Raw genomic sequence first — 1,118 nt, forward strand, 5'->3', positions numbered from 1 at the left:
TCCATAATTTTTCCTCCCTAACGCCTCTTGGCGATTGTTTGTGCGTGGTTTGTATAATTACTTATATAACTATAATTATAAAACAGCAAGCAAAAAATTATAAAAAGTTATATTTTTATAAAAAATATTATAATATCTTGCTGAATAAGAGGGGAGGATAATTAGCGATAAGTCCGAATCATCTTGCTGTAAGAACTTATTGGCAAAATAGCAAATATCTCTCCAACCCACACAATTTTAACATTCTTAATAGGTAAGGCATTCCAAGAAAGCAGATCTATTTCACCATTCATTCCCCTGCTAATCTGCTTTATATATCTTTTATTATCATGTGTTAAAATAACGGCTTCTTTGCCAAAAAAAGATTCTATTGTTTTAATTTGGCGCCGTCTTACGATAACCATATCTCCATCTTTATAGGCTGGAATCATAGAATCTCCTTTAACTTCAAAAGCAACCATATCATCAGGTAAAGCAAAAGGAATTTCTACTTGTTCAAGACCATCTTCAGGGATTTGTTCAAAACTTGGATCTATCTGTGTTCCTGCTCCAATATACCCCATAAGAGGAACAAAAGTTGTGAAGTGATTATCCCCTTTTAGTTCTTTATATAATTCTAAAATGGCATCTCGATTAGAGCCGCGTGGATCAGAATCTTTTAACCACTTAGACACTGAAGCTTGTGTTACGTTTAGCCGTTTGGCTACATCTTCTTGCGTTAAGTTAAACTCGGTCAAAATCTTTTTTAATGTGCTTATGATATTAGATTTATTACTCATACTTCTGCTTACCTTATTTTTTTATCGTTGATAAAGATAATTTTCATTGACTTTATATAACTATAATTATATGAATAAAATAAGATAAAGCTATAATTGGAGCTTGTAAATGGATCAACGAGAAGATTTTAAGAATCTGACTAAGTCAATACGGGGCAAATTTAATTGGACACAATCAGAAATGGCGAAAATGCTTGGTGTAACTCAAGCAGCTGTTTGCAAGTGGGAAAAAAGAGGATCTATCTCCGTAATAAATTATCTCAAGCTGCAAAAGTTGAAGGATAGTTCTAGCTCTAGTTCTGCTTTTATTGCTGCTCCTACAGATAATAATGAACACCA

The 1,118-nt window shown here is 32.8% G+C and carries 2 protein-coding genes; one reads left to right on the plus strand and one right to left on the minus strand.

Annotated features, from left to right (window positions below):
- Positions 1 to 161: 161 nt before the first annotated feature.
- On the minus strand, positions 162 to 779 hold the full coding sequence (locus ACFIQE_RS10650) for an XRE family transcriptional regulator (protein WP_015856319.1): 618 nt from the start codon (positions 777 to 779) through the stop codon (positions 162 to 164).
- Between the two features lie 109 nt (positions 780 to 888).
- Between ACFIQE_RS10650 and ACFIQE_RS10655 the strand changes: the two genes are divergently transcribed.
- On the plus strand, positions 889 to 1,118 hold a 230-nt coding region (locus ACFIQE_RS10655; protein WP_375707731.1), incomplete at its 3' end, for a helix-turn-helix transcriptional regulator.

Source organism: Bartonella sp. AA1HLJMS, from assembly GCF_042197445.1.
Lineage (GTDB): Bacteria > Pseudomonadota > Alphaproteobacteria > Rhizobiales > Rhizobiaceae > Bartonella.

Bases quoted from the DNA above. Each gene is read 5' to 3' on its own strand.
- ACFIQE_RS10650 (WP_015856319.1), bottom strand. From the start codon at position 779: ATGAGTAATAAATCTAATATCATAAGCACATTAAAAAAGATTTTGACC.